Source organism: Atlantibacter hermannii, from assembly GCF_009907385.1.
Taxonomy (GTDB): domain Bacteria; phylum Pseudomonadota; class Gammaproteobacteria; order Enterobacterales; family Enterobacteriaceae; genus Atlantibacter; species Atlantibacter hermannii_A.
The window spans coordinates 34,937-53,394 of sequence record NZ_JAAATR010000077.1 but is presented as its reverse complement, the minus strand read 5'-3'; the positions used below and the strand labels follow the sequence as shown (position 1 = coordinate 53,394).

The window sequence follows — 18,458 nt, the reverse complement described above, 5'->3', positions numbered from 1 at the left end:
GGTTCGAATCCTCCCGGATGCACCATCTTCTTTCAGCGTGACGCAGGACGTTGTCAGGCTGACTCAGCATGACAAACACTTTTTTGCTCAATCCTTCATCGCCCAAACCTTACCTCCAGTTCAGTCAGCGACATTTCCCCTTGTTTACGCTAAAGTAACGCTCCTGTAATCATCTTTGGGGGCTAAATGTATCATCGTTACGACGGACTCATTTTCGATATGGATGGCACCATCCTGGATACCGAACCCACACACCGTAAGGCGTGGAGCGAGGTATTAGGCCGTTACGGGATGCAGTTTGACCTCGAAGCGATGGTTGCGCTCAACGGTTCCCCCACCTGGCGCATTGCCGAGGCGGTTATCGCCATGAACGGCGCAACGCTCGATCCGCACGAACTGGCACGCGAAAAAACGTTGGCGGTGAAAGCCATGCTGCTGGATACCGTGCGCCCGCTGCCGTTAATCGACGTCGTTAAAGAGTGGCATGGCCGTCGTCCTATGGCGGTTGGCACCGGCAGCGAAAGCGCCATTGCCGAGGCGTTATTAGCGCATTTAGGCCTGCGCCACTATTTCCAGGCGGTTGTCGCCGCCGATCACGTACAGCATCACAAACCCGCTCCGGACACGTTTCTGCGTTGCGCAGCGCTAATGGGCGTGGTGCCTGAAAAATGCGTGGTGTTTGAAGATGCCGATTTTGGCATTCAGGCTGCGCGGCTGGCAGGGATGGATGCTGTGGACGTTCGCTTACTGTGAGTGACGCACTGTCACTGTTCTCGCTGTTCTCCAGCAGTTTTTTGAGTGCTACTTTATTACCCGGCAGTTCCGAAGCGGTGTTGATCGCGTTGTTACTGGCCGGTAAAGGTGAGCCGTGGGTACTCGTTTTAATAGCAACAATAGGTAATAGCCTTGGAGGGCTGACTAACGTTATTCTTGGGCGGTTTTTTCCGTTACGCGAAACGTCGCGCTGGCAGGAAAAAGCGGTTCACTGGCTACAACGTTTTGGTCCAGCTGCGCTATTACTTAGCTGGATGCCTGTTACAGGCGATTTGTTGTGCCTGCTTGCCGGATGGCTGCGTTTATCGTGGGGTCCGGTGGTACTTTTTTTATGCCTGGGTAAAGCGCTGCGCTACATCATTGTGGCACTGGCAACGCTCCAGGGGATGGCGTGGTGGCACTAATTGGATTGTTTGAGTGACCTTTAATCGTCAACCATTACAATTATGCTTAATAAAAATGCATTCGACAGGCGGGAGGTCAATTTGATCCCGGACGTATCTCAGGCGCTGGCCTGGCTGGAAAAACATCCTGATGTGCTACAGGGCATTCGTCGTGGGCTGGAGCGCGAAACACTACGCGTGACGCCAGAGGGGCATCTGGCCCAAACCGGGCATCCGGAGACGCTGGGTTCAACGCTGACCCATCAGTGGATCACCACCGATTTTGCGGAAGCGCTGCTGGAGTTTATTACTCCGGTTGATGACGACATCGACCATATGCTGGCGGTGCTGCGCGATATTCATCGTCACGTGGCGCGCAAGTTGGGGGATGAGCGTATGTGGCCGCTCAGCATGCCGTGCTATATCGAAGACGGCCAGAATATCGAACTGGCGCAGTACGGCAGCTCCAATATTGGCCGCCTGAAAACGCTGTACCGCGAAGGGCTGAGAAATCGCTATGGCGCGCTGATGCAGACCATCTCCGGCGTGCATTATAACTTTTCGCTGCCGCTGGCATTCTGGCAGGCGAAATGTGGCGTAAAAGACAGCGACAGCGGTAAAGCCGACATTTCCGCCGGCTATTTCCGCCTGATCCGCAACTATTATCGCTTCGGTTGGGTGATCCCGTATTTGTTCGGCGCATCCCCGGCGATTTGCGCCTCTTTCCTGCAGGGCAAACCGACCACGCTGCCGTTTGAGAAAACCGACTGCGGCATGTACTACCTGCCGTATGCCACCTCGCTGCGCCTGAGCGATCTGGGTTATACCAATAAATCGCAAAGCAATCTCGGGATTACGTTTAACGATCTCGACACCTATGTGGCAGGATTGAAGCGCGCGATTAAAACCCCGTCGGAAGAGTACGCGAAAATCGGCCTCAAAGATGGCGATAAGCATCTGCAAATTAATACCAATATTCTGCAGATTGAAAACGAGCTGTACGCGCCGATCCGCCCGAAACGCGTCACCCGCAAAGGCGAATCGCCGTCGGATGCCCTGATGCGCGGCGGCATTGAGTATATTGAAGTACGCTCGCTGGACATTAACCCGTTCTCAGCGACGGGCGTGGACGAGCAGCAGGTGCGTTTCCTGGATCTGTTTATGATCTGGTGCGTGCTGGCGGATGCGCCTGAGATGAGCAGCGATGAACTGCTTTGCACCCGTAAAAACTGGAACCGCGTGATCCTCGAAGGCCGTAAACCGGGCTTAACCCTGGGCATGGGCTGCGAAACGGCGCAGCATCCGCTTGAGAAAGTGGGTAAAGATCTGTTCCGTGATTTGATGACCGTGGCCCATACGCTCGACGGCATTGCGGGCAACCGTCAGTATCAGGACGTTTGCCAACAGCTGGTCGCCTGTTTTGACAATCCTGAATTAACCTACTCGGCGCGTATCCTGAGTTCGATGATTGAAAAAGGGATTGGCGGCACCGGTCGGGCGCTGGCGGAACAGTATCGCGCGCAGCTGCGTGAAGAGCCGCTGGAAGTGCTGAGCGAAGCCGATTTTGCCAAAGAGCAGGCGGAATCCTGGGAGCGTCAGCGCGCTATTGAAGCGGCAGATACGGAATCGTTTGAAGATTTTCTGGCGAAACAAGGCTAAGAAAAGAAAAAGGCCACACCGTGTGTGGCCAAAAATTTCATCTCTGAAGACAGGGATGATGATAACAAATGCGCGTCTTTCACTTATTCAGACTCGCCTGGAAACCAATAGTTCATTTTAATTTAAAAAATATCACTGCCTGGAGGTGACCCGATGCCATTACTGGATAGCTTTACCGTTGACCATACCCGTATGCAGGCGCCGGCGGTGCGTGTAGCCAAAACCATGCACACTCCGCACGGCGACACCATCACTGTATTCGACCTGCGCTTTTGCGTCCCTAACCAGGAAGTGATGCCGGAGAAAGGCATCCATACCCTGGAGCACCTGTTCGCGGGCTTTATGCGCGATCACCTGAACGGCAACGGCGTGGAAATCATCGACATTTCACCGATGGGTTGCCGCACCGGTTTTTACATGAGCCTGATTGGTGAGCCGCAGGAACAGCGCGTGGCAGACGCGTGGAAAGCGGCGATGGAAGACGTACTGAAGGTGAAAGAGCAGAACCAGATCCCGGAACTGAACGTTTACCAGTGCGGCACTTACCACATGCACTCTCTGGAAGAAGCGCAGGAAATCGCCCGTCACATCGTTGAGCGCGGCGTTGGCGTGAACAGCAATGACGAGCTGGCCCTGCCGAAAGAAACGCTGAAAGAACTGCATATCTAGTTCCCGGTTCAATAAAAAAGCGCCAGCTTCAATGCTGGCGCTTTTTTTGCTTATCGGCAGGGCGCTAATGCGCGCCACCGCCTCCGCCGCCCGCCCCGAACGGCGGTTTGGCGAACCACACCAGCCCCAGCAGCACCAGGAATACCCCCGCAGAGACCCAGAAAATCTCGTTTGCCGAGATGATCAGCCCCTGGTTGGTGATCTGCTGCGCCAGATAGCCCGACGCCTGCTCCCGGCTCATTCCCAGGCCCTGGAGCTGGTTATACATCTCCTGGGCGTTCGGGTTGTACGGGTTAACCGACTCGGTAAGCTGGGCATGATGCAGCGACTCGCGGTTGGTCCATAGCGTAGTGGTGATGGACGTCCCGATAGAGCCCGCCAGGGTACGCATAAAGTTCGACAGACTCGATGCGGCCGCCAGGCGCTCCGGCGGCAGGCCGGAGAGGGTAATGGTGGTCAGCGGCATAAAGAAACACGCCACCGCGAAGCCCTGAATAAACTGCGGCCAGGCCGACGCGCCGAAATCCATGCCCGGTTCGAAGGTGTAGGCACGCCAGTAGAAACAGACCGCATACATAATGAAGCTGAACGTTACCAGGCGGCGCATATCCAGCCGGTGGGCGAACCGCCCAATGATCGGCGACAGCAATACCGGTATGACCCCCACCGGCGCAGATGCCAGACCCGCCCAGGTTGCGGTGTAGCCGTATACCTCCTGAAGCAGCTGCGGCAGCAGAACGATGGCTCCGAAGTAAAGCATGTACGCCAGGCTGATACATAAACAGCCGATGGTAAAGTTGCGCGATTTAAACAATGAGAGATCGACTATCGGGTTATCGTCCGTCAGCTCCCAGACAATCAGGAAACTTAGCGACACCACCGCGACAATGGTCAGAATAACGATCTCATTGGAGCTGAACCAGTCGAGCTCTTTCCCCCGGTCGAGCATCACCTGCAAACTGCCGATACCGATCACCAGTAGCCCTAAACCCACGGCATCGATGCGCCGCTGTTCAGTGCGGGTTTCACGGTTGCGCAGCGTTTGCAGGGTCAGCAGCACCACCAGCGCGCCAATCGGCACGTTGATAAAGAAGATCCAGCCCCAGTGGTAGTTATCGCTGATCCAACCGCCGAGGATCGGGCCGCAGATCGGCGCGACGATCACCGTCATCGACCACAGCGCCAGCGCAATACTGCGTTTGGCGGGCGGATAGTTGTTCAGCAATAAGCTCTGGGAGAGCGGGATCAGCGGACCGGCAACAATCCCCTGGATCACGCGGAAGAAAATCAGCATATTCAGGCTGGACGACACGCCGCACGCCCAGGAGGCGAGCACAAACAGAATGGTCGACCACAAAAACAGCTTCACTTCCCCGACGCGTCGGGCCAGCCAGCCGGTGATGGGAATCGAGATCGCATTCGCCACGCCGAACGAGGTAATCACCCAGGTCCCCTGGCTCAGCGACGAGCCAAGGTTGCCGGCGATGGTGGGGATCGCCACGTTCGCGATAGTGGAGTCCAGCACCTGCATAAAAGTCGCCAGCGAGAGCGCAATGGTCATAATGACCAGCTGCGCGCCCTCCAGCGGTTTACGTTGTTGCATAACCCCTCCGCCACTCAATTCGCGTTGGCCCGTACGATATCGTTGATAAGCGTGTTAACGGGCTCAAGGCTAATCTCACGGGCGTTACTTTGATAGACGGGTTCTGAACGGGTCTGGCTTGCCAGCACCTGGCCGTCGCGGTTGCTGGTGTCGACTTCCACCAGCGTGGAAAGGCCGATACGCAGCGGATGCTGTTCCAGCTGTTTGGCGTCGATCTCAATGCGCACCGGTAAACGCTGAACCACTTTGATCCAGTTGCCGGTGGCGTTTTGCGCGGGCAGCAGCGAGAATGCGCTGCCGGTGCCCATGTCCAGGCCGACCACTTTACCGGTATATTTCACGTCGTCGCCGTAGATATCGCTCACCACGGTAGCCGGCTGGCCGATACGCATATGCGCCAGCTGGGTTTCTTTGAAGTTAGCGTCCACCCAGAGATTGGAGGCGGGCACTACCGCCATCAACGGCGTGGTTGGGCTGATCTGCGCACCCGGCTGCACCGCGCGGCGCGAAACATAGCCGGTAATCGGGCTGACGATTTTGGTCCGTTCCAGCGCCAGCCAGGCGTTACGCACCTCGGTCGCCGCCTGTTTTACCGCCGGCTGCTCTTCCAGTTTGGTTCCCAGCACCATCGCCTGGTTAGCGTTGTACTGTTGAATCGCCACATCCAGCTGCGCCTGGGCGCTGGCGACGGCGTCACGGGCGTGCTGCAGCTCTTCGCGACCAATCAAATTGGCGGTACCCAGCGGGATACGACGGTTGAGGTCGCTTTGCGCCTGGGCCAGTGCGGTTTTCTGCACGTCGATATTGGCCTGGTACTGCTTACTGTTGATCATCAGCTGATGGGTTTGACGCACGCTGGAGGCCAGCTCGGTCTGCGCTTTTTCAAACGCCTGCTGCGCATCCACCGGGTCGAGCGTCACCAGCACATCGCCCTGTTTTACGAAGTCGGTGTTGTCTGCCCAGACTTTAGTGACGCTGCCAGAGACCTGCGCCATGATCTGTACCTGATTCCCTGCCACATACGCATCGTCGGTTTCTTCGTAATGACGCAGTACTAAAAACCAATAAATGCCATATGCCACTGCCAGAATAATAAAGAGCAACGTCAATAAGATAAGCAGGCTTTTACGTTTGCCTTTCTTATTTACCGTTTGCTGCGGGGTCGTATTCTCCGCATTTGCGCTCATGTTTTTCTCCACGATCTTCTTATTTTCTCGTCGGCTGAGCCGACCTGTTGTCAGAAAAGGCCAGCAGTGAACTGCTGGCCTGTAACTGTAGCTTAGATGTATCGATTGGGCGTTTGCGAAACGAGCGGCTTAGCGTATTAACGCGTTGCCTCAAGGATGGTGTCGTCGGCATCCATTTGGTCCAGGCGGGTCAGCAGCTTGCGGGTGATGTTTTCCAGCTGCTCTTTCTCTGCAACGTCCAGAGACGACCACAAATGTTGCAGGCAGTTATGCTGCGGCGGCAACACCTGGCGCAGGAACTCCTGGCCTTTCTCGGTTAACTGTAAGTGCAGGCAACGGCGATCGTTATCGCTTTCACGGCGTTCAATCCAGCCGCGCTTTTCCAGTTCATCGGCAATGCGCGTGGCATTGGTGCGCGAAGAACCCAGCGCGCAGCTCAATTCGCTTGGCTGAATACTGTGATTTTCCTGAGACTCAAGGGTAATCAACGCCATAAACAGGGTCTCGTTAATGCCCTGCGCTTTCAGCATCTTATTGCGGTTTTCCAGCAGCTTGCCCTGCATGTGCATACACAGGCGTGTCAGCAGAATTTCCTGGTACGGAAAATCCTTGTAGCGACTGGCGCGGAACTTAAGCATTTGCTCAATGGGCGTAAACGAACTATCCATCAGGTATGACCTCATTAATTGCAGTCGATATAGTAACGACGGTAACAAATAATGTAAATGTATTATTTATTTCTACGAATAGAAGAACGCTATATTACCGTCAACACTTTCCAGGCTATTCCATAGCCCAGCGCACTCAACAGCGTCGGAATAATGATGCTGCGAGTATTGTAAAAACTGATGCCCAGCACCGCAAAGCCGATCAGCGTTGGCAGCAGGCGGCGGGCGTCATGGACAATTTCCGGCACGCTGGATACCACCAGCAGTGCGCAAATCGAGGCGATGCCGATGGTATCAAGCAGCACGCCGGTAGCGCCGCGCCTGGCCGGACGCACGCTTCCCGCGCGTACCCGCAGCGGCAGATAGCGGAACAAATAGTTCACCAGGCCAACCAGCAGTCCGAGCAGCAGGACGTCAGTGCGCATCGCCGCCCCTCCGGAGATGCTCAATCACCGCCACCAGGCAACCGCACACAATGCCCGCCAGAATCGCCACCGGGATGGAAAACAGCGTCAACCCCAGCACCGCGCCGGTCAGCGAGGCCGCGACGCTCAGCGACTGGGCGCGCTGGAAAGAGACCAGCAGGAAACTCATAAACAGCGCGGGCAGCATAAAGCTCATTGCCGCTTCAATGGCGGGGTAGCCCTCCAGCGGGCCATTACCGGAGTAAGCGCCCACGAGTGTCCCCGTGACCCAGGAGAGCCAGGAGCAGAAGGCGATGCCGATCATCCAGTTTTCGGTCCAGCGGCGGTTATCGCGCACCAGTTTCGCGGTGGCGGCAGCGAACACTTCATCGGTCAACCCAAACGCCCACAGCGCGGTTTTCGGTTTTTCAAGCGGGCGGAGAAGGCGGCTGCGCAGGGAAGGGCCGTACAGTACATGGCGCACGTCCATCGCCATCACGGTGAGCGCGGCGATCCACAGTGAACTCCCGGCGGCGAGCATCGCGGTAATCACGAACTGGCTGGCGCCAGCGTAGATTATGCAGGAGAAAAAAACGCTTTCGAGAGGGGTAAATCCAAGACGGGTGGCATTCATTCCAAACGCGAATGCCACCGGCAGGTAGCTGATAACGATCGGCAGGCTATCTTTCACGCCTTCCCACAATGAGGCCTCATTGCCGGGGTGACTCTCGGTGACGGCGGCAGGACTGTCCATATTTATAATTAATTAGTTATCGACGGTAAAATCACGAGGTGAATTGTTCCCGATAACCTTAACAGAGACTTAACCGTCATAACACCCTTAAGCACAATTGGATAAGCCTGGCCGCCCGATTTTATTCCTGACCGTTATGGCGGTGATACCCTCTCCACCACACCAGTAAATTCACTAGCGCCACCGTCGCGCCGGCAATACACACCCCATTCCAGCCCGCATGTTGATAGGCGGAAGCGGAAATCAACGATCCCGCCGCACCGCCGATAAAATAGCTGGTCATATAGCCCGCCGTCAGACGATTACGCGCATCCGGGTGAATGCGATAAATCACGCTCTGGTTGGTGATATGCACGCCCTGTACCGTCAGGTCGAGCACCAGAATACCGATAATCAGCGCCAGCACCGACGCCTGGCCAAGGGCGATAGCGATCCACGACAGCAAAAGCAGCGCCAGCCCGACCGTGGTGGTGAGATGCGATTTACCTTTATCCGCCAGGCCCCCCGCCGGGCGTGCGCCCAGGGCGCCTGCAGCGCCCGCCAGGCCAAACAGGCCGATGGTGCCTTCGGAGAAATTAAACGGTGGGGCAGCCAGCAGAAACGCCATTGAGGTCCAGAGGATGCTGAAATTGGCGAAGGTCAGGCAGCCGAGCGCGGCGCGCGTGCGCAGCAGTTTATCGTGAATAAACAGCGTGAATACCGAACGCAGTAACTGCGGATAATTCAGGTGCGTCTGAGATTTCGCCACCGGCAGTCCGCGCCACAGGGCTATCGCCATCAGCGCCATCAGTACCGATGCCACCCAGTAAACGGTGCGCCAGCCGCCGAGACTCGCCAGCAGCCCGGCCACGGTACGTGCCAGCAGGATCCCCAGCAGCAGGCCACTCATGATGGTGCCGACCACCTTGCCGCGCTTATCCGGGCTGGCGAGCGTCGCCGCCAGCGGCACCAGAATTTGCGCCACCACCGAAAACAGCCCGGTAAGGGCGGTGCCCAGAATCATCATCCACAGGCTGTGGCTGCTGGCGGTGATCAGCATTCCGCCTGCCGCCAGCAGCGTCATCGAAACAATCAGGGCGCGCCGTTCAAACATATCGCCAAGCGGAACCAGGAACAGCAAGCCTGCGGCATAGCCGAGCTGGGCGGCGGTCACGATAAATCCCGCCTGGTTGACCGACAGATCAAACGCGGTGGCGATGGTGTCTAACAGCGGTTGCGCATAATAGTTGCTGGCTACCGCGAGGCCGGTAGCGAGGGACATCAGCGCGATCAGCGCCGGGCTAAGCCCTTGAGAAGTTTTTGTCATTATCAGGTTTCAGGTTCATACATTCTTGCCAGGCGGGCATGATAACGCATGATGGAGGGATGTTATTAAATTGTTGAGTGTCGGAATGTGCGGTGGGGAGAAGGGGGGCTTTAAGATTTTTTGAGAGCGGTGGGATGTTTCGTTCGCTTATACGATGTACATCCATGCGACATCGGAGTACGCGAACGAGTCAGGGACGCTCGCCGCCGCGTCCCCGACACCCCAGGCTCCCGGCTAACAAAATCGCCGCTGCGCGCATTACTCGGCCCATCCATGGGCCTCGCCCCTTCGGGGCCGCCGCAAGCGGCGTTCAAATTTGCTCCCGGCAAATTTGTCCTCGGCTCCATCTCCTCGCTTCAGGTCGGTCGTGATGCTACATCCTGTAGCTCACGACCTCAGCCAGCATCCATGCTGGCTGACCTGGCTTGTCAATTCCGCCTCGGCGATGTTGATGCCGGACCAAAAACCACCGGCTTTGGCCACGGAGTGGGATTTAAGTTACTTCTGCGCTTTTAACGCTTCGTTGATCCAGCCGTCGAACTGCTGCTGGTGGGCTTTGATCCAGCCGTCGACGTGGCCCTGGATGTCGGCTTCAGAGGCTTTGCCGTCGTGCATCATGGCGTTCTGGGCGTTGATGTCGGCAATCGGCAGTTTCATCAGGGAGAACAGTTTGGCCGCCGCCGGGTTTTTCTCGGCCCAGGCTTTGTTCGCCACGATGTGCATGGTGTTCACCGGGAAACCATAGTTCGCGCCGTTCGGCAGTTTGGTATCGATATCTTTTTGCTCGCCCGGCAGGGAAGAGAACGGCACCTGTAGCCATACCACGTCTTTACCCGGCTTCAGCACGTCGCTCACCCAGTACGGCGTCCAGGTGTAATAAAGCACCGGTTTGCCTTCTTTATAACGGGCAATGGTATCGGCCATCATCGCGGCATAGTTGCCGTGATTAACGGTCACGGTATTTTCCAGTTCGAACGCTTTGTTCTGGTGATTAATCACCGCTTCACAGCCCCAGCCCGGCGAGCAGCCCATCATGTCGGCTTTGCCGTCACCGTTGCCGTCAAACAGGCTGGCGATTTTTGGATCTTTAAGCTGATCGATGCGGGTGATCTTGTACTGTTCGGCGGTTTTTTTGTCGATCAGATAACCCTGCGCTGCGCCGGTAACGAATACCCCTTCGCGGTAAAATTTGTTGTCGCCGCCCGCGGCTTTGTACATGTCGTCATGCAGCGGCTGCCAGTTCACGGCGGTAAATGTCGCATCACCGGACGCAATGGAGGTATAGCCGACGTTGTAATCCACTTCACTGGTTTTATTCACGGTGTAGCCGAGCTTTTCCAGCGCGCGGCTCACCAGCAGCGTCTGGAACGACTCTTCAGAAATGGTGCTCTGTACCGGTTGAACGGTAATGCCTTTACCCGGCAGATCGGCGGCAAAAGAGGGCGCGGAAACAAGGGTGGCAATGGCTGTGGCTAAAATCAGGCTGTGTCGCATCGTTGTTCCTTTTTTTGAGTAAAGAAGGGGAGCGGGGCGGCGAACGCGTGCCGCCCCGGAGGTACTGGCGGTTATTTCGAGAAAGGACGGATCAGCAGGCCAATCGGTCCGGTGGCATACCAGCGGCGGTTGCCACGCGAACGGGCGTCGCGGCCCATCGCCTGAGTCAGACGGTCAAGGATGATGGCGAGGATCACGATCCCCACGCCGCCCACGGTGGCGAGACCCATATCCAGGCGGCCAATGCCGCGCAGTACCATCTGGCCGAGGCCGCCCACGGCGATCATCGAGGCGATCACCACCATGGAGAGCGCCAGCATCAGCGTCTGGTTCACGCCCGCCATGATGGTCGGCATCGCCAGCGGCAGCTGCACTTTAAACAGCATCTGACGCGGGCTGGCCCCAAACGAGCGCGACGCCTCGATCAAATCGGCAGGCACCTGGTTGATGCCCAGGATGGTCAGACGCACCACCGGCGGCAGGGCAAAGATAATCGTCACCACCACGCCCGGCACGTTGCCGATACCAAACAGCATCACAATCGGCACCAGATAGACGAACGCGGGCGTGGTCTGCATCGCATCCAGCAGCGGGCGGATCACTTTCGCGGCGCCCGGGCTGCGTGCCAGCCAGATCCCCATCGGGAGGCCGATGACGATACAGAACAGCAGGGCGGTCAGCACCAGCGCCAGGGTGATCATCGCCTGTGACCAGGCACCAATCGCGCCGATGGCGATCAGTGAGATCAGCGTGGCGACGCCCATGCCGAGGCTGGAGATCTGCCAGGCGATCAGCGCAAACAGAATAATCGCCACCGGCGCAGGCATCCCCAGCAGCAGTTGCTGGAATGCGCCAAGAATATAATCCACCGGCACGCGAATGCCCTGGAACACCGGGCGGAAATGCATCACGACCCAGTCGATCCCCTGCGTCACCCAACTGTCGAGCGGGATCAGCGTTTTGTGGAACGGATCGAGAATGTTGAAATGTTCCGGCGCGGGCGCCGGCGCGCTGGTCAGCCAGTCGGCAGCGGGGGCATCCTGCGGCGCGGCGGCAGGCGTTCCCCATGCATCAGCGGCGCTGGACGCGCTGTCGGCAGCCTGGCTGCCGGTATCCCACGGATTTGTGGTTTCGTTACTCATGGGTTGCCCCCTCACGATCTAATGCCTGCAACAGCACCCCTTTCGAGATGATGCCCACGTACTGCCCCTCTTCGCCGACCACCGGCACCGCACAGGGGGCCTGGCCGACTACGGACAGCAGTTCACTGAGCGGCGTCTGGGCGTCGACGGCGACAGGGCTTTCCAGCAGCGCGTTGTCGAGGCCTGCGCCCGCAGCCAGCGCGGTTTTCAGGGAATCGATAGAGACAATGCCCACGAATTTCTGGCCGCGCTCCAGCACATAGCCGAACTCGCGATCTTCATCCTGGAGCAGTTTTAGCGCCGAGCGCGGGCCGAAGCCCGGCGTTTTACGAATCAACCCCACCGGCGTCCGGCGGGCGATATCTTTGGCGCTAAACACCTGGCTAATATCCACGCCGCGGAAGAAGGTGCGCACATAATCATTGGCCGGATTATTGAGAATTTCGTCCGGCGTGCCGATTTGCACCACCTCGCCGTTTTGCATAATCGCTATTCGGTCGCCAATTCGCATGGCTTCATCGAGATCGTGGGAAATAAACACAATGGTGCGCTGATGGCGCGACTGAAGTTTAATCAGCTCATCCTGCATTTCACTGCGAATTAAGGGATCGAGCGCCGAGAAGGCTTCGTCCATTAACAAAATATCCGGGTTAATCGCCAGCGCACGGGCTAATCCGACGCGCTGACGCATCCCGCCGGATAATTCATCCGGATAAGCATGAGCATAATTCTCCAGCCCCACCTGACGTAAGGCTTCCAGCGCTTTTTCCTGGCGCTCCTGTAAACCAACGCCCGCTAATTCCATGCCAAAGGCGGTATTATTTAATACCGTCATATGAGGCATCAGCGCAAATGACTGGAAAACCATCGCAATTTTCTTTTTGCGCACCTCAGAGAGCTTCGCGTCTGATATTTTGGCGATGTCCTCGCCGTCAATCAGCACCTGCCCCCGGGTGGGTTCAATCAGGCGATTGAGAAGGCGAACCATGGTTGATTTTCCTGAGCCGGATAACCCCATGATGACGAATATCTCGCCTTCTTCAATGGCCAGACTGGCGTTGATAACGCCAAGTGAAAGCCCGGTCTTTTCCAGTATTTCTTCTTTCGAAAGGCCTTTATCAATATATTTAAAGGCGCGCTGTGGATTTTCTCCAAATATTTTATACAGATTCTTAATTTCTAATTTAATTGCCATGCAATGGTCGTGGTCCTGTTATTTATCGATAACGGTTTCATTCCTGCAGGAAATAATGAACGGACATTACCCTAACACACTCTCAATCTGAGGCAACCCTTGCGATCCCGCATGGGAGGCGAATAACAGCAAGCGAATGGCGTGAATTTCCCATGATATAAGGGCTGAGCGGGAATCGAAAAAAATGAATATTTTTTGATTTCGCTAACGAATTTGCCAGTCAAAGCGACACTTTCGGCAGACTTATTTATCAATAATGCGCCAGGGGGTATTCCCGATTGTCGGCTATCGTGCGAGGGTAATCAGAGCAGGAAACGCACGCGAAATGAAAAATAATTTGCGTGCGTTTCAGGCCGTCATAAAAATGTCAAAAATCCCAGTCGTCGTCTTCGGTTTCCACCGCTTTGCCCATCACATAGGACGAGCCGGAGCCGGAGAAAAAGTCGTGATTTTCATCGGCGTTGGGCGACAGCGCGGCAAGGATCGCCGGGTTGACCTCGGCCATTTCCGGCGGGAACAGCGCCTCGTAGCCGAGGTTCATTAACGCCTTGTTGGCGTTGTAGCACAGGAAGGCGTTGACGTCGTCCACCCAGCCCACCTCGCCGTACAGTTCGCGGGTGTAAACCGTTTCGTTTTCATACAGATCCATCATCAAATCCAGCGCAAAGTGCTTTAACGATTCGCGTTTCGCGGCGTCCTGCGCCGCTAATCCCTGCTGATATTTGTAACCAATGTAATAACCGTGTACCGCTTCGTCACGGATAATCAGGCGGATCAAATCGGCGGTGTTGGTCAGTTTGCCCCGGCTCGACCAGTACATCGGCAGGTAGAAACCGGAGTAGAACAGAAACGACTCCAGAAATACGCTGGCGATTTTTTTCTTCAGCGGACAATCGCTGCGATAGTGCCCGAGGATCAACCGGGCTTTACGCTGCAACGGCGCGTGGTTCTCACTCCAGACGTAAGCGGCATCAACATCTTTGGTCTGGCACAGCGTTGAGAAAATCGAGCTGTACGAGCGGGCGTGTACCGCTTCCATAAAGCAGATGTTCGACAGCACCGCCTCCTCATGGGGCGTCAGGGCGTCGGGCATCAGCGCGGGCGCGCCGACGCTGTTTTGCACCGTATCCAGCAGCGTCAGGCCGGTAAATACGCGGATCGTTAGCTGTTGCTCCTGCGGGGTAAGCGACTGCCACGCCGGAATGTCGTTGGAGAGCGGCACTTTCTCCGGCAGCCAGAAATTACTGGTCAGCCGGTTCCAGACTTCGAGATCCTTATCGTCCTGGATTTTGTTCCAGTTAATGGCGCTGATTCGGTTTAATGTCATGGCGTTATAATGCGCAGGAGACGCATCCCTCAATGTCGGTGCCTTCAAGCGCCAGCTGGCGCAGGCGGATGTAATACAGCGTTTTGATGCCTTTTTTCCAGGCGTAGATTTGCGCCTTGTTGATATCGCGGGTGGTGGCGGTATCCGGGAAAAACAGCGTCAGCGACAGCCCCTGATCGACATGGCGCGTGGCTTCGGCATAGGTGTCGATAATTTTCTCGGGCCCGATGTCGTAGGCATCCTGGTACAGCGCCACGTTGTCGTTGGTCATAAACGGCGCGGGGTAATAAACCCGGCCCGTTTTGCCCTCTTTGCGGATTTCAATGCGCGACACGATGGGGTGAATGCTCGACGTGGCGTGATTGATATACGAGATCGACCCGGTTGGCGGGATGGCCTGTAAATTCTGGTTGTAGATGCCGTAACGCATCACGTCGTCACGCAGCTGTTGCCACATCTCCCGGGTGGGGATGGTAACGCCTGCCTGCGCAAACAGCCGGGCGACGGTGGCGGTTTTGGGCTGCCAGTGCTGGGTCACATAGGGCGTGAAGTATTCTCCGCTGGCGTAGCGCGACTGTTCAAATCCGCTAAAGCGCGTGTTGCGCTCTTTCGCCAGCAGCATCGAGGTATGCAGCGCATGCCAGGTAACGGTGTAGAAGTAGATATTGGTGAAATCCAGCCCTTCCGGCGAACCGTAGGCGATGCCTTCCCGCGCCAGATAACCGTGCAGGTTCATCTGCCCCAGGCCGATGGCGTGAGAAGCATGGTTGCCCGCCTCAACAGACGGTACGCTGCGGATCTGGCTCATATCGGAAACCGCCGTCAGCGCCCGCACCGCCATTTCAACGGTACGGCCAAAATCCGGCGCATCCATCGCGTGGGCGATGTTCAGCGAGCCGAGATTGCAGGAGATATCTTTGCCCACCGTGGCGTAATCGAGATTTTCGTCATATTGCGATGGACTATTGACCTGCAAAATCTCCGAGCACAGATTGCTCATATTGATGTGCCCGGCGATTGGGTTGGCGCGGTTGACCGTGTCTTCAAACATCAAATACGGGTAACCCGACTCGAACTGGATTTCCGCCAGTGTCTGGAAGAAATCGCGCGCGTTGATCCAGCTTTTACGCACCCGGTCATCGGCTACCAGCGTGTGGTACATAGCGCTGATGCTGATATCCCCAAAGGCTTTGCCGTACAGGCGCTCCACGTCATAGGGCGAAAACAGCGCCATCTGCGCGTTCTGTTTGGCGAGCTGGAAAGTGATATCGGGGATCACCACGCCCAGCGAGAGCGTTTTGATACGAATTTTTTCGTCGGCGTTTTCCCGTTTGGTATCCAGAAAACGCAGAATATCCGGATGATGGGCGTGCAGATAGACCGCGCCCGCGCCCTGACGCGCCCCCAGTTGATTGGCGTAGGAAAAGGCGTCTTCAAGCATTTTCATCACCGGGATCACGCCGGATGACTGGTTCTCGATGCGCTTAATCGGCGCACCGGCCTCACGCAAATTCGACAGTAAAAAGGCCACCCCGCCGCCGCGCTTCGACAATTGCAGCGCCGAATTCACCGCCCGGCCAATGGACTCCATATTGTCTTCGATGCGCAACAGGAAGCAGGAAACCAGCTCGCCGCGCTGCTGTTTGCCGCAGTTAAGAAAGGTGGGCGTCGCGGGCTGGAAGCGTCCGCTGAGTATCTCCTCCAGCATGGCCGTTGCCTGGCTTTCATCGCCCTGGGCCAGGGTTAACGCCACCATGCAGGCGCGATCCGGGAAGTGCTCAAGGTAGCGCTTACCGTCGAAGGTTTTCAGGGTATAGCTGGTATAAAACTTCCATGCGCCGAGGAAGGTCTGGAACCGGAAACCGGCGTTGTGGGCATGGGTGAAAAGCTGGATAACAAAATCTTCGCTGTAGCGCGTTAACACTGCGGGGTCATAGTAATTCTCCTCCACCAGCCAGCGCAGCCGCGCCTGCTGGCTGGCAAATTCCACGCTATTGGGCAGCACGTGATGCGCCATAAACGATGCCACCGCCTGTCTGTCTTTATCAAACTGAATACGGCCCTGTGCATCGTACAGATTCAGCATCGCGTTCAGCGCATGGTAATCCGGCGTGCCGGCGTTCGCCGGCGAGTTTTCTATCGTTGCCAAAATTCGTTCACTCCCTTACGCACATTTTCGATGTCGCGCATCGTGCCCATGAGTTCGAAGCGGTAGAGCCGGGGCACCTGGCATTTTTGAGCAATGACGTCACCGGCCCGGCAGAACGCCTCGCCGAAGTTGCGATTGCCCGCCGCGATCACGCCGCGCAGCAGCGCGCGGTTCTGTTCATCGTTGAGAAACTGGATAACCTGGCGCGGCACCGCGCCTTTGGTTTCGCCGCCGCCGTAGCTCGGCACCACCAGGATGTAGGGCTGGTCCACTTTTAATCGCGCTTTACCATCAATGGCGATGCGCAGCGCCGGCAATCCCAGGCGCTCAATAAAGCGGTGGGTGTTTTCGGAGCGGCTGGAAAAGTAGACCAGTTGGCTCATGCGTTGACCGCCTGCTGCGCCGGACGCAGCCGGTTAATCATGTCCGGACGAAACCCGGACCAGCTCAGCGTGTCGGCGATCACCACCGGCAGCTGGCGAAAGCCCCGGGCACGCAGTTCCTCAATGGCTTCCGGGTGGGTATCCAGATTCACCAGTTCAAACTCAAGGCCCCGGCTTTCAATTGCCCGTTTGGTGGCATGGCACTGAACACAATCGTTACGAGTGTAAATAGTAATGCGCATGATTCGTATTTCCATCTAAAATGACGCTGCGGGGTATTTCACGGGCAGGGTCACAGGGGGTGATTGATGTAATGAATACTAGATGTAGATCGTTTTAGTTTCAACCGCACAATATATAGTTATTTTTGCGAGCTTATGCCGGAGATGACTAGCCAGGCGCGGGGAGGGCCGATGCATCCCCGCACGGGCGGATCGGCGAAAATTTCAGCGGTCGGTTATCGGGAGGGCAAAAAAAAGCCCCGGCGACTGCCAGGGCGTGGGGGAGCAACGTCGATTATTTACGGCCGCAGTTGAGCAGCGCGCCGATAAAGATACCCGCCGCTGCCGCGACGCCAACGCTGCACCACGGATTGCGGCGAACGTATGTATCTGCGCAGCCCATCGCATCGCACGCGGCCTGGCTTACATTATTGCGGCCACTCATCCGCGCGCGGGTTTCGCGCAACAGCGATTTTGCTTTACGGCGTGCCGCTTCGGCTTCATCTTTTGCATCACTTCCCCAGGATTTCAGCACATCTTCCAGCGAATCAGCCAGACGGCTTACATCGTCATTAATTTCCTGAACGCCATCATCGACTTGCTTACGGTTTATTTTATTAAACATTGTAATTCTCCCAATGGGTTAGCTGTGTTTAACAGTGTAGACCAGAATTATTTGCCGTTGAGGTGGGTCACGCCTTTAGAGGCGGTTTATGGACTTTTCCGAAAGCGTTGCTAATGCTCCTTACTGTAAGGTTGGCAATGCAGTGAAAAGATGACGAGGAAAAAAAATGTATTTACGACCCGATGAGGTAGCGCGCGTTCTTGAGAAAGTGGGCTTTACCATGCAAGAGGTGACGCCGAAAACCTATGGCTATCGCCGTGGTGAAGCTTATGTTTATGTGAATCGGGAAGCGCGGATGGGCCGTACCGCATTGGTGATCCACCCCACGCTGAAAGAACGCAGCCAGACCCTTGCCGAGCCAGCCTCAGAGATCAAAACCTGCGATCACTATCAGCAGTTCCCGCTCTACCTGGGTGGGGAAGCCGAACAGCATTATGGCATTCCGCATGGATTTAGTTCCCGCATGGCGCTGGAGCGCTATCTCTCCGGTTTATTCGGCGAGCCGCAGTAACGCA

The 18,458-nt window shown here is 56.5% G+C and carries 19 protein-coding genes; 5 read left to right on the top strand and 14 right to left on the bottom strand.

The window, feature by feature from the left end:
• The first annotated feature begins 186 nt into the window (after positions 1 to 186).
• The 4 genes from yqaB to luxS all read left to right on the top strand — a co-directional run bounded on the left by yqaB (position 187) and on the right by luxS (position 3,485).
• Positions 187 to 753 (top strand): fructose-1-phosphate/6-phosphogluconate phosphatase, encoded by a 567-nt coding sequence (gene yqaB / locus GV764_RS18215; protein ID WP_161661357.1) that lies wholly within the window; start codon positions 187 to 189, stop codon positions 751 to 753.
• Positions 750 to 1,178: a YqaA family protein gene (locus GV764_RS18210; RefSeq protein ID WP_161661356.1), complete on the top strand. Its 429-nt coding sequence runs from the start codon at positions 750 to 752 to the stop codon at positions 1,176 to 1,178. Before yqaB ends, GV764_RS18210 begins: the two co-directional genes overlap by 4 nt.
• Before the next feature lie 81 nt (positions 1,179 to 1,259).
• A complete protein-coding gene (gshA, locus tag GV764_RS18205) occupies positions 1,260 to 2,816 on the top strand; it encodes a glutamate--cysteine ligase (RefSeq protein ID WP_161661355.1) in 1,557 nt (518 codons plus the stop codon).
• A gap of 153 nt (positions 2,817 to 2,969) precedes the next feature.
• Complete coding sequence (gene luxS, locus GV764_RS18200) at positions 2,970 to 3,485, top strand: S-ribosylhomocysteine lyase (RefSeq protein ID WP_125294871.1); 516 nt, start codon at positions 2,970 to 2,972, stop codon at positions 3,483 to 3,485.
• 64 nt (positions 3,486 to 3,549) lie between these two features.
• Here the strand turns inward: luxS and emrB are convergent, their stop codons facing one another.
• From emrB to GV764_RS18130, 14 genes are all read right to left on the bottom strand, one after another.
• Positions 3,550 to 5,088, bottom strand: coding sequence for a multidrug efflux MFS transporter permease subunit EmrB (gene emrB / locus GV764_RS18195; protein WP_161661354.1), 1,539 nt, complete (start codon positions 5,086 to 5,088; stop codon positions 3,550 to 3,552).
• Between the two features lie 14 nt (positions 5,089 to 5,102).
• Entirely contained in the window at positions 5,103 to 6,275 is a 1,173-nt protein-coding gene (gene emrA, locus GV764_RS18190; RefSeq protein ID WP_161661353.1) for a multidrug efflux MFS transporter periplasmic adaptor subunit EmrA, read from the bottom strand.
• Positions 6,276 to 6,412: 137 nt separating this feature from the next.
• The gene (gene mprA / locus GV764_RS18185) at positions 6,413 to 6,943 is read right to left on the bottom strand and encodes a transcriptional repressor MprA (protein WP_161661352.1); all 531 of its coding nucleotides are present in this window, start codon (positions 6,941 to 6,943) and stop codon (positions 6,413 to 6,415) included.
• Positions 6,944 to 7,032: 89 nt separating this feature from the next.
• Positions 7,033 to 7,368, bottom strand: a complete 336-nt coding sequence (gene ygaH, locus GV764_RS18180) for an L-valine transporter subunit YgaH (RefSeq protein WP_161661351.1) — start codon at positions 7,366 to 7,368, stop codon at positions 7,033 to 7,035.
• Positions 7,358 to 8,101, bottom strand: a complete 744-nt coding sequence (locus GV764_RS18175) for an AzlC family ABC transporter permease (protein WP_161661350.1) — start codon at positions 8,099 to 8,101, stop codon at positions 7,358 to 7,360. The genes ygaH and GV764_RS18175 overlap by 11 nt, the downstream gene beginning before the upstream one ends.
• Before the next feature lie 121 nt (positions 8,102 to 8,222).
• Positions 8,223 to 9,407: an MFS transporter gene (locus GV764_RS18170; RefSeq protein WP_161661349.1), complete on the bottom strand. Its 1,185-nt coding sequence runs from the start codon at positions 9,405 to 9,407 to the stop codon at positions 8,223 to 8,225.
• A 498-nt stretch (positions 9,408 to 9,905) separates the two neighbouring features.
• Positions 9,906 to 10,901, bottom strand: a complete 996-nt coding sequence (proX, locus tag GV764_RS18165; RefSeq protein WP_161661348.1) for a glycine betaine/L-proline ABC transporter substrate-binding protein ProX — start codon at positions 10,899 to 10,901, stop codon at positions 9,906 to 9,908.
• 71 nt (positions 10,902 to 10,972) lie between these two features.
• Entirely contained in the window at positions 10,973 to 12,043 is a 1,071-nt protein-coding gene (gene proW / locus GV764_RS18160; RefSeq protein ID WP_161661347.1) for a glycine betaine/L-proline ABC transporter permease ProW, read from the bottom strand.
• Entirely contained in the window at positions 12,036 to 13,238 is a 1,203-nt protein-coding gene (proV, locus tag GV764_RS18155; protein WP_161661346.1) for a glycine betaine/L-proline ABC transporter ATP-binding protein ProV, read from the bottom strand. Before proV ends, proW begins: the two co-directional genes overlap by 8 nt.
• A gap of 367 nt (positions 13,239 to 13,605) precedes the next feature.
• Entirely contained in the window at positions 13,606 to 14,565 is a 960-nt protein-coding gene (gene nrdF, locus GV764_RS18150; RefSeq protein WP_161661345.1) for a class 1b ribonucleoside-diphosphate reductase subunit beta, read from the bottom strand.
• Between the two features lie 4 nt (positions 14,566 to 14,569).
• The gene (gene nrdE / locus GV764_RS18145) at positions 14,570 to 16,714 is read right to left on the bottom strand and encodes a class 1b ribonucleoside-diphosphate reductase subunit alpha (protein WP_161661344.1); all 2,145 of its coding nucleotides are present in this window, start codon (positions 16,712 to 16,714) and stop codon (positions 14,570 to 14,572) included.
• A complete protein-coding gene (nrdI, locus tag GV764_RS18140; protein ID WP_161661343.1) occupies positions 16,702 to 17,097 on the bottom strand; it encodes a class Ib ribonucleoside-diphosphate reductase assembly flavoprotein NrdI in 396 nt (131 codons plus the stop codon). The genes nrdE and nrdI overlap by 13 nt, the downstream gene beginning before the upstream one ends.
• Positions 17,094 to 17,339 carry a glutaredoxin-like protein NrdH gene (nrdH, locus tag GV764_RS18135; RefSeq protein WP_328515185.1) on the bottom strand — a complete coding sequence of 82 codons (246 nt, stop codon included), beginning with the start codon at positions 17,337 to 17,339 and terminating at the stop codon, positions 17,094 to 17,096. The genes nrdI and nrdH overlap by 4 nt, the downstream gene beginning before the upstream one ends.
• Before the next feature lie 274 nt (positions 17,340 to 17,613).
• Positions 17,614 to 17,943 carry a DUF883 family protein gene (locus GV764_RS18130; RefSeq protein WP_161661341.1) on the bottom strand — a complete coding sequence of 110 codons (330 nt, stop codon included), beginning with the start codon at positions 17,941 to 17,943 and terminating at the stop codon, positions 17,614 to 17,616.
• A 166-nt stretch (positions 17,944 to 18,109) separates the two neighbouring features.
• On the opposite strand from GV764_RS18130, the gene GV764_RS18125 reads away from it, so the two are divergent.
• The gene (locus GV764_RS18125; RefSeq protein WP_125294856.1) at positions 18,110 to 18,454 is read left to right on the top strand and encodes a DUF2002 family protein; all 345 of its coding nucleotides are present in this window, start codon (positions 18,110 to 18,112) and stop codon (positions 18,452 to 18,454) included.
• Positions 18,455 to 18,458: the final 4 nt, after the last annotated feature.

What these genes read in the sequence shown, in the direction of transcription:
- proX (WP_161661348.1), bottom strand. Translation starts at nt 10,901, where the DNA reads ATGCGACACAGCCTGATTTTAGCCACAGCCATTGCCACCCTTGTTTCC.
- luxS (WP_125294871.1), top strand. Translation starts at nt 2,970, where the DNA reads ATGCCATTACTGGATAGCTTTACCGTTGACCATACCCGTATGCAGGCG.
- nrdI (WP_161661343.1), bottom strand. Translation starts at nt 17,097, where the DNA reads ATGAGCCAACTGGTCTACTTTTCCAGCCGCTCCGAAAACACCCACCGC.
- mprA (WP_161661352.1), bottom strand. Translation starts at nt 6,943, where the DNA reads ATGGATAGTTCGTTTACGCCCATTGAGCAAATGCTTAAGTTCCGCGCC.
- nrdF (WP_161661345.1), bottom strand. Translation starts at nt 14,565, where the DNA reads ATGACATTAAACCGAATCAGCGCCATTAACTGGAACAAAATCCAGGAC.
- GV764_RS18170 (WP_161661349.1), bottom strand. Translation starts at nt 9,407, where the DNA reads ATGACAAAAACTTCTCAAGGGCTTAGCCCGGCGCTGATCGCGCTGATG.
- ygaH (WP_161661351.1), bottom strand. Translation starts at nt 7,368, where the DNA reads ATGCGCACTGACGTCCTGCTGCTCGGACTGCTGGTTGGCCTGGTGAAC.
- emrB (WP_161661354.1), bottom strand. Translation starts at nt 5,088, where the DNA reads ATGCAACAACGTAAACCGCTGGAGGGCGCGCAGCTGGTCATTATGACC.
- GV764_RS18125 (WP_125294856.1), top strand. Translation starts at nt 18,110, where the DNA reads ATGTATTTACGACCCGATGAGGTAGCGCGCGTTCTTGAGAAAGTGGGC.
- nrdH (WP_328515185.1), bottom strand. Translation starts at nt 17,339, where the DNA reads ATGCGCATTACTATTTACACTCGTAACGATTGTGTTCAGTGCCATGCC.
- yqaB (WP_161661357.1), top strand. Translation starts at nt 187, where the DNA reads ATGTATCATCGTTACGACGGACTCATTTTCGATATGGATGGCACCATC.
- proV (WP_161661346.1), bottom strand. Translation starts at nt 13,238, where the DNA reads ATGGCAATTAAATTAGAAATTAAGAATCTGTATAAAATATTTGGAGAA.
- GV764_RS18130 (WP_161661341.1), bottom strand. Translation starts at nt 17,943, where the DNA reads ATGTTTAATAAAATAAACCGTAAGCAAGTCGATGATGGCGTTCAGGAA.
- GV764_RS18175 (WP_161661350.1), bottom strand. Translation starts at nt 8,101, where the DNA reads ATGGACAGTCCTGCCGCCGTCACCGAGAGTCACCCCGGCAATGAGGCC.
- emrA (WP_161661353.1), bottom strand. Translation starts at nt 6,275, where the DNA reads ATGAGCGCAAATGCGGAGAATACGACCCCGCAGCAAACGGTAAATAAG.
- proW (WP_161661347.1), bottom strand. Translation starts at nt 12,043, where the DNA reads ATGAGTAACGAAACCACAAATCCGTGGGATACCGGCAGCCAGGCTGCC.